General features: G+C 44.7%; 1 pseudogene. It reads left to right on the forward strand.

The features are described 5' to 3' along the window. Window positions 1–778, forward strand: a pseudogene (locus tag ABD915_RS09975) (Vomp family autotransporter); the annotation flags it as partial.

A 778-nucleotide genomic window follows, 5' to 3' on the forward strand; every position in this document is an offset into this window, starting at 1 on the left:
AATCGACGGATGCGGTGAATGGTTCTCAACTTTATACAATGAATAAGGCGCTAGCGACCTATTTCGGAGGAGGTGCTGGCTATGATGATAAGGGCACATGGACCGCTCCTAAGTTCAAGGTTAAGACTGTTAAGGAAGATGGTAGTGATGTTGAAGAGCAGAGCTATACGAGTGTAGCGGAAGCGTTTGAGGGTGTAGGAAGTTCTTTCAAGAACATTCACAATGAGATTAACAATGAGATTAACAAGATAGTAGGTGATAGCCTTGTTAAGCAAGATGATAAGACGCATGTTATCAGCATTGGTGGCGAAAAAGGTGGTACAAGCATCGATATTGCAAACACTGACCATGCTACACGGACGCTCTCTGGTGTGAGTGCTGGTGCGGTTTCGGAAAAATCGACGGATGCGGTGAATGGTTCTCAACTTTATACAATGAATAAGGCGCTAGCGACCTATTTCGGAGGAGGTGCTGGCTATGATGATAAGGGCACATGGACCGCTCCTAAGTTCAAGGTTAAGACTGTTAAGGAAGATGGTAGTGATGTTGAAGAGCAGAGCTATACGAGTGTAGCGGAAGCGTTTGAGGGTGTAGGAAGTTCTTTCAAGAACATTCACAATGAGATTAACAATGAGATTAACAAGATAGTAGGTGATAGCCTTGTTAAGCAGAATGAAGAAACGCATGTTATCAGCATTGGTGGCGAAAAAAGCGGCACAAGTATTAGCATTGCCAACATTGATGGAGCGGAACGGACCCTTTCAGGAGTTCGTGCGGG

Origin of the sequence: Bartonella jaculi (assembly GCF_039543045.1) — a bacterium.
Taxonomy (GTDB): Bacteria; Pseudomonadota; Alphaproteobacteria; order Rhizobiales; family Rhizobiaceae; genus Bartonella; species Bartonella jaculi.